Below are 7898 nucleotides of genomic sequence, written 5' to 3' on the forward strand. Positions count from 1 at the left end.
GGGTGACGACGGGTCGGCGCTCAGGACTCCGGCTGCGGCTGCGGCTGCGGCTGCGCGACGTCGGAGACCGTGCCGCCGGAGCCCGTGCCGGCCGGGACGCGGTCCCCCGCGGCCAGGTGCGCGCGCAGCCAGCGCTCGGTGGTGGTGACGTGCAGGAGGGCGGCCGCCTGCGCGAGGTGCGGGTCGCGGGCGGTGAGCGCCTCGAGGATCGCCTCGTGTTCGGCGAGGGTCCGCCCGGCCGCGTCCGTGTCCGACTGTCCGCGCCAGATCCTGGCCCGCAGGGTGCGCCCCGAGATGTGCTCCAGCAGGGTCGCCAGCGTGGCGTTGCCGGTGGCGCGCACCACCGCGCGGTGGAAGGCCGCGTCGTGGCGGTTGAACTCCGCGACGTCGTGGCGCGCGGCGCGCATGGCCGCGAGGTGCCCGGCCACCTGCGCCAGGTCCTGGTCGGTGATCCGGGCGGCGGCCAGCGCCGTCGCGGCCGGCTCGAACAACCGGCGGACCTCGGTCAGCTCCAGCACGGTGTCCCCTTGCAGGAGTTCCACCGCGCCGCCGAGGCCGGCCAGCAGCACGTCCGGCTCCAGGCTGGTCACGTAGGTGCCGTCGCCGCGCCGGATCTCCAGCACGCGCGCCACCACCAGTGCCTTGACGGCCTCGCGCATCAGGTTCCGCGAGAGACCGAGCTCGGCGGCCAGCACCGGCTCCGGCGGCAGTTTCGATCCGGGCGGGAGGCTGCCGTCCCGGATCGACTCCCGGATGCGCGCGATGGCCTTGTCAGTCAGGGACACGGCGACAACCTAACAGGTGATCCCATGTCTGAGAAGCCCTCGCTTCCGCTCAAGCCATCTCGACCTGCACATTTCCCGCTCCAGGCAGGTCACTGCAACCCAAGACCTGACAATACATCGGATGTCTCAAGAGGCCGACAGCCGAGGACACTACGCGGGGAAGGCCAGCCGCAGGTGCTGACCGGCCGTCAGGCGCAGCCGCAGGCGCCGGCCGTCCCCGGTGAGGTCCCCCTCGCCGCACGCCACGGGCCGGCCTGCACCCGCGGGCAGGTGCAGCTCGACGTCGGCATCCCGATCGGCACGCAACTCGGCTTCCACCAAAGCGCCTTGATGCCACGTCAGGTCGACGGCGACCCCGCCGCGGGCACGCAGGCCGCGCACCTCGCCGTCGGGCCAGCCCGGCGGCAGCGCGGGCAGCAGCCGCAGGATGCCGTTGTGGCTCTGCAGCAGCGTCTCGGCGATTGCGGCGGCGATGCCGAAGTTGCCGTCGATCTGGAACAGCTGCGGCGGGTGCAGGTCGAACAGGTTGGGCGCGATGGAGGTGGCGAGCAGCCGCTCGACGGCGTGCCCGGCGAGCGGGCCGTCGCCGAGGCGGGCGGCGAGCGCCGCCACCCAGGCCAGGCTCCAGCCGGTGCCGCCTCCGCCGTGTTCCAGCCGCCGGTCCAGGGCGCGGCGGGCCGGCTCGACGTACGTCGGGTCGGTGAGCGGGTCGACGGCGCTGCCGGGGTAGAGGCCGTACAGGTGGGAGAGGTGCCGGTGGCCCGGGTCCTCGTCGGGGAGGTCCTGCGACCACTCCAGCAGTCGTCCGTCGGCGGCGATCGCCAGGGGCCTCAACCGGGCGCGCAGGGCGGCGAGTTCGGCCGCGAAGGCGTGGTCGACGTCCAGCTCGCGGGCCGCGGCCGCGGTGGTGTCGAACAGTTCGGCGGCCAGCCAGTGGTCCATCGCGGTGCCGGCGCCGACCGCCGCGAGCGTGCCGTCGGGGAGCCGGAAGTGGTGCTCGGGGGAGGTGGACGGGCAGGTCACCAGGGTGCCGTCACCGTCCTCGACCAGCATGGCGGTGACGAACCGGGCGGCCTCCCGCATGACGGGGTAGGCGCGGTCGGCGAGGAAGGCGCGGTCGCCGTGGAACAGGTGGTGGTCCCACAGGTGGGCGGACAGCCAGGCGCCGCCCATCGGCCAGTGGAACCAGACCGGGAGGCCGCCGACGGGGTTGGTGGCGCGCCACACGTCGACGTTGTGGTGCAGGCACCAGCCGGGGGCGTCGTAGTAGGCGCGGGCGGTGTTCCGGCCGGCCTCGGCGAGGTCGGCGACCAGGTCGAACAGCGGCTCGTGGCAGGCGGCGAGGCCGGTGGTCTCGGCGTGCCAGTAGTTCATCTGGACGTTGATGTTGGACGTCCAGTTGGAGTTCCACGGCGGGGTCGGGAACGGGTTCCAGATGCCCTGCAGGTTGGCGGGCTGGGTGCCGGGCCGCGAGGAGGCGATCAGGAGGTAGCGGCCGTAGGCGAACAGCAGGGCCGCCAGGCCCGGGTCCGAGGTGCCCGCGTTGGCGGCGGCCAGCCGCTCGTCGGTGGGCAGGTGCGCCGCCGCGGCGGGTCCGGGCAGGGCCAGGGTGGCGGCGTCGAAGAGTCGCTGGTGGTCCGTCAGGTGCTCGGCGCGCAGCGCGTGGTAGTCCCGGCCGGCGGCGGCCTCCAGTCGGCCGCGGGCCGCGGCCAGCGCCGCCTCGGGGCCGTCGGGCTTCTCGCGCCAGTCCCGGATGCCGGTGCCGACGGCGAGCAGCAGCACCGCCTCGTCGGCGCCGGTCACCGCCAGGCCGTCGCCGTCCGCGGTGATCCGGCCGCCGGTGGCCCGCAGCCGGAGCGCGGCGGCGAAGCCGGTGCCCTCGCCCTCGGTGTAGGCGGCGTTCACGTCGGGCTCGTGTGGGACGCGCACCGGGGCGCGGCCGCTGATCGTCAGACCGCCGGGCTCGGCTTCCACGGTGGTGCGCGTCCCGTGGTGCGGCGTGCCGAGCCCGACCCGGAAGGTGAGCGCGCCGGGGGTGTCGGCGGTGAGCCGCACCGCCAGGACGCCCGCCGGGGCGGAGACGAAGCCCTCCCGCCGGTACCGGACTCCCCCGGCGGCGTACTCCACGGTGTGCACGGCCGTCCCGAGGTCCAGTTCCCGCCGGTAGTCGGCGCCCTGGTCGGCGCCGGGCGCGAACGCCAACTCCAGGGCGGCGAGCGGCTGGTACGCCTCGACGTCCGGGCCCTGGAAGTGCGCGGCGGCGAGCCGGTCCGCCTCGGCGGCGTCGTTTCGCTCCAGCACCGCGGCACGCAGCTCGGGCAGGTGGGCGGCGGCGCCGACCCGGTCGCGGGGCCCGGGGCCGCCGGACCACAGGGTGTCCGCGTTGAGTTCGAGCCGCTCGGTGTCCACCCCGCCGTACACCGTGGCGCCGAGCGCGCCGTTGCCGAGCGGCAGCGCCTCCAGGAAGGAGGCGGCGGGGCTGCGGTACCAGAGCAGGTGGTCGGGGTTGCGGTGAGCGTCAGTCAGCATGAGGTCCTCCACGCCGCCAACCTAACAGGTGATCCTATGTCTGAGAAGGAAACGGGAGCACTGCGGTCGATCGACCGATCCTCAACTCGCCTAGCTGACCTGCCTGTTTGGAACCTCTCTGGTCCGACCCCTGGACGAGGGCTGTCGCCCGCCCGTATAAATCCATCCCATGTATCCATCCGATCCGAGCGAGGGACCGTGAACGAACCAGAGTTCGCCGGCCTGGCCGCCGTCGTCACCGGCGGGGCCTCCGGGATCGGGCTCGCCACCGCCCGGCTGCTCGCGGCCCGCGGGGCCCGGGTCGCCTGCCTGGACCTGCGGCCGGACGGCGTGCCCGAGCCGTTGATCAAGGCGCACGTCGACGTCGCGGACCACGAGTCGGTGCGCGCCAGTGTGGCGTGGGCCGCCGAACTGCTCGGCGGCATCGACGTGCTGGTCAACGCCGCCGAGGTCGACGCGCAGGGCGGTATCGGGGACGACCCCGACGAGGACTGGCGCCGGGTGTTCGAGGTGAACGTGATCGGCGTGCTCCGCTCCACCCGCGCCGCCCTGCCCTACCTGCGGCGCTCCGCCGCCCCCGCGGTCGTCAACACCTGCTCGATCGCGGCCACCACCGGCGTGTCCGAGCGCGTCCTGTACTCCGCGTCCAAGGGCGCCGTCCTGTCGATGACCCGCGCGATGGCCGCCGACCTGGCGGGCGAGGGCATCCGCGTCACCTGCGTCAACCCGGGCACGGCCGACGCCGAGCAGGTGGCCGCCACCATCGCCCACCTGGCCAGTCCGCTCGCGGCTGCCGCCACCGGCACGGACCTGGTCGCCGAGGGCGGGACGGGCGGCCCGCGGGTCCGCGGCGACTGACCGACGGCCACCCCCGCACTCCGGGCCCCGCGCCCGCTCACCAAGGGACCACGATGCCGCACCAGACTCCGCCGGACCCGCGCCGCTTCCCGCGCCGCACCGTGCACCTGGACTTCCACACCTCCCCCGAGATCCCCGACGTCGGACGGGACTTCGACCCGGTGGCGTTCGCCCGGACGTTCCAGGAGGCGCACGTCGACAGCGTCACCGTCTTCGCCAAGTGCCACCACGGCCGCCTCTACTACGGCACCGACCGCCCCGAGCGCCACCCCGGCCTGTCCCCCGACCTCGACCTGCTGGCCGAACAGGTCCGGGCGCTGCACGCCGTCGGCATCCGCGCCCCGATCTACCTGTCCCTCCAGGTCGACGAGTACGCCGCCCGCGAGCACCCCGAGTGGCTCGCCGTGGGCGAGGACCTCAAACTGGCCCGCTGGAGCGCCTCCGCGTTCGAGGCGGCGTGGAGCATCCTCGACATGTCCAGCCCCTACGCCGACTACTTCGCCGACCAGTTGGACGAGGTGCTGCGGCGCTTCGCCCCGGTCGACGGCGTCTTCATCGACATGTGCTGGGACCAGCCCAGCGTCAGCCGCTGGGCCGTCGACGGCATGCGCCGCGAGGGCCTGGACCCGGCCGACGCCGACCACCGGGCCCGCTACGCCACCCTGGTGGCCCGCCGCTACATGGCCCGCTACTCCGCGATGGTGGAGAAGGCGCTGCCCGACGGCGCCGCCCAGGGCGCCTGGTTCAACAGCCGCCCGAAGGCGGGCCTGCCCGAGGAGCGCCCGTACGTCCGCCACACCGAGATCGAGGGCCTGCCCACCGGCGGCTGGGGCTACTCCTTCCTCCCGTACGTGGCCCGTTTCGTGCGCCCGCTGGGCCTGCCGACCCTCAGCCACACCGGCCGGTTCCACGAGAGCTGGGGCGACAACGCCGCGCTCAAGCCCCGGGCCGCGCTGCTCTACGAGACCAGCCAGATGCTCTCCAACGGCCTGACCAGCGGCATCGGCGACGTCCTGCACCCGCGCGGCGCGCTCGCCCCCGCCGTCTACGACCTGATCGGCTCGGTCTACGGGCACGTCGCCGCGTGCGAGCCGTTCGTGGACGGCGGGCAGGTCGCCACCGAGGTCGCGCTGCTCACCGATCCCGCGCTCGGCGACCACCCCGGCGCCGACTGCATGGGCGCGGTGCGGGCGCTGCAGCAGCTGCGGGTCCAGTTCGACATCGTCTTCCCGACCTCGGACCTCTCCGGCTACCGGGTCGTCGTGGTCCCCGAGTCGGCCCCGGTCGACGCCGAACTCGCCGCGTGCCTGCGGGAGTACCGCGCGGCCGGCGGCGCCGTGCTGCTGGTCGGCCGGTCGCTGCTGACCGACGAGGCGGCGCCGGTCTTCCCGGACCTGCCCGTCGAGGACCTGGCGCCCGCCCCGGACGGCGAGGTGTTCCTCGCCTGCACCGGTGTGCCCGGCGTCCCCGAGGACTTCCCCGTGATCAGCCACGGCTCCCGGCTCACCGCCCGGCCCCGGCCCGGCTCCGAGGTCCTCGCCCGGCTGGTGGCCCCCTACTTCCCGCGCACCTGGGACCGCTTCTGCGGCCACTCCTACACCCCGCCCGCCGACCTCACCGACGAGGTCGCCGCCGCCGTCGGCGACCGCGTCGCCGCGATCACCGTGCCGCTGCTGTCGGCCTTCCACGAGCACGGCCTGGAGGCCTACCGCCTGCTGCTCGGCGCCGTCCTGGACCGCCTGCTCCCCGACCCGCTGCTGCGCGCCGGCGGCCCGACCCACCTGGAGACCTCGGTCGTCCGCACCCCGGCCGGCACCGTCGTCCACCTCACCAGCTTCGTCCCCTCCCGCGAGACCCCCGGGCTCGACCTCGTCCACGACCCGTTCCCGCTGGTCGACGTCCCGCTCTCGCTCCGGCTGCCCGCCGCGCCCCGCGCCGTGCGGCTGCAGCCCGCCGGGCAGGACGTCGCCTGGGAGCACGACGGCGGGTACCTGCACGTCCGGGTGACCTCGCTGGACGGCCACGCCATGCTGGTCGTCGACCACGACTGACGGCGGGCGCCGCCGCGCTGCTGCCGGCCTCAGCCGGACGGCAGCAGCGTGGGGTCGGCCAGCAGCTGACGGACCGTCACCAGGGCGGCGCCGAGCACCGGTCCGCGCCGGCCGAGCGCCGAGGCCCGCAGGGTCTCCGCGGCCCAGGGACGGACGGTGATCCGGGCGGTGAGCTCGGCCCGGACGGACGGCAGCAGCCAGTCGGCGAGCTCCGCGTAGGTGCCGCCCAGCACGATCCCGTCGGGGTCGATCAGGTTGACCGCCGAGACCAGGGCCAGGCCCAGCGCCCGGCCCGCCCGGTCCAGGGCCCGCAGCACGGCGGCGTCCCCGGCGGCGGCCCGCTCGGCCAGCAGGGCGACGTGGTCCCCGGCCGATGCGGGAAGTCCGGCCTCGCGCAGCACGGCCGCCTGCCCGGCGTACTGCTCCAGGCAGCCGAGCGACCCGCAGGCGCAGCGCGGGCCCGCCGGGTCGACGGGGAGGTGGCCGAGTTCGCCCGCGAAGCCGCGCGCGCCCCGGAACAGGATGCCGTCGACCACCAGGGCGGCGCCGATGCCCGCTTCGGCGGAGATGTGCACGAGCGTGCCGGTCTGCCGTTCGTCGTGCCAGTACTCGGCGAGCGCGCCGAGGTTGGCCTCGTTCTCCACCGTGGGCGCGGGCGTCGGCCCGGGCCAGTGGTCCGCGGGGCGGACGGCGTGCCAGCCGAGGTTGGGGGCGTTCTCGACCAGCCCGCGCGGCTCGTTCGGCACCACGCCGGGCAGCGCGAGCACCCGGCCGGCGACGTGCAGGCCGAGGTCGGCCGCCTCGGCCTCGGCCTCGGCGGCGAGCGCCGCGACGTCGGCGAGCACTTCGGCGGCGGGGCGGCCCGCGTTGGCGCCGTCCACCCGCCGCCACACCCGCGCCTCGCCGCGCAGGTCGGTGACGCACGCGGCGAGGTGGGCCACGCCGATCTCCAGGCCGAGGCCGGCCGGGCCCCGGTCGCGGACGGCCAGGGCCCGACCGGGACGGCCGACCCGGCCGTCGGGCGCGGTCTCCACCTCGGTCAGGGCGCCGCGTTCGATCAGCTCGTCGACCAGCGAGGAGACGGCCGCCTTGGTGAGGCCGGTGTGCCCGGCGACGTCCGAGCGGGAGGGCAGGCGCTGCGCGGCGACCGAGCCGAGCACCAGCGCGAGGTTGCGCCGGCGGACGTCCTGCTGGGAGACGGGCTCGCCGCTCCGCTTGCGCACCGCCGCGCCGTCCGCCGCCATCTGCCGTCCCCGTTCCGCCGATCCCGGGCATCGCCGCCCACCGCAGCGTATCGCTGCGCCGCGACGGGCCGGGGCCGCGGCCCGTCGCGGGCGGTGAGCGGCGCCTCCGCTACCCGCCTGTCGTCACCCCCCGTCGCTCCCGGGCGTGTCGGTCTGGACCCCCGGGTAGGGCAGCTCGGCCTCCGCCGTTCCCGCCGGGTGGGCGTGCACCGGCCCGTCCGGTCCGCCGAGGCGCAGCGTCCACGCGGCGGGGCTGTCGGTGGTGACGTGCAGGCGGTCGCCGGTGCGGCGCAGGCGGAAGCGGGCGCTCTCGCCGGGGCCGTCGCTGCGCGGGATGACGACGGTGCGCTCCGCGCCGTCCGCGAACGCGTGCACCAGCAGGGTGACGCCGTCGGCCCAGTCGGAGACCGGGCGGGAGTCGTCGGCGGCGA

Annotated in this window: 5 protein-coding genes and 1 pseudogene; 2 read left to right on the plus strand and 4 right to left on the minus strand. The window is 75.7% G+C overall.

The genetic code is table 11. The features are described 5' to 3' along the window. Positions 1-20: 20 nt before the first annotated feature. Positions 21-785, minus strand: coding sequence for a FadR/GntR family transcriptional regulator (locus AB0K51_RS27480; protein ID WP_363459841.1), 765 nt, complete (start codon positions 783-785; stop codon positions 21-23). 150 nt (positions 786-935) lie between these two features. Then, entirely contained in the window at positions 936-3314 is a 2379-nt protein-coding gene (locus tag AB0K51_RS27485; protein WP_363459842.1) for a glycoside hydrolase family 95 protein, read from the minus strand. 198 nt (positions 3315-3512) lie between these two features. Between AB0K51_RS27485 and AB0K51_RS27490 the strand changes: the two genes are divergently transcribed. Together AB0K51_RS27490 and AB0K51_RS27495 are read left to right on the plus strand one after the other, a co-directional pair. Further along, positions 3513-4172 carry an SDR family oxidoreductase gene (locus tag AB0K51_RS27490; RefSeq protein ID WP_363459843.1) on the plus strand — a complete coding sequence of 220 codons (660 nt, stop codon included), beginning with the start codon at positions 3513-3515 and terminating at the stop codon, positions 4170-4172. 53 nt (positions 4173-4225) lie between these two features. Beyond that, positions 4226-6223, plus strand: a complete 1998-nt coding sequence (locus tag AB0K51_RS27495; protein WP_363459844.1) for an alpha-amylase family protein — start codon at positions 4226-4228, stop codon at positions 6221-6223. A gap of 29 nt (positions 6224-6252) precedes the next feature. On the opposite strand, the gene AB0K51_RS27500 is transcribed toward AB0K51_RS27495, so the two are convergent. Then, the gene (locus AB0K51_RS27500; RefSeq protein ID WP_363459845.1) at positions 6253-7467 is read right to left on the minus strand and encodes an ROK family transcriptional regulator; all 1215 of its coding nucleotides are present in this window, start codon (positions 7465-7467) and stop codon (positions 6253-6255) included. A 123-nt stretch (positions 7468-7590) separates the two neighbouring features. Continuing rightward, a pseudogene (locus AB0K51_RS27505) lies at positions 7591-7898 on the minus strand (hypothetical protein); the annotation flags it as partial.

This window comes from Kitasatospora sp. NPDC049285, from assembly GCF_040678815.1.
GTDB lineage: Bacteria > Actinomycetota > Actinomycetes > Streptomycetales > Streptomycetaceae > Kitasatospora.

What these genes read in the sequence shown, in the direction of transcription:
- AB0K51_RS27500 (WP_363459845.1), bottom strand. Translation starts at nt 7,467, where the DNA reads ATGGCGGCGGACGGCGCGGCGGTGCGCAAGCGGAGCGGCGAGCCCGTC.
- AB0K51_RS27485 (WP_363459842.1), bottom strand. Translation starts at nt 3,314, where the DNA reads ATGCTGACTGACGCTCACCGCAACCCCGACCACCTGCTCTGGTACCGC.
- AB0K51_RS27495 (WP_363459844.1), top strand. Translation starts at nt 4,226, where the DNA reads ATGCCGCACCAGACTCCGCCGGACCCGCGCCGCTTCCCGCGCCGCACC.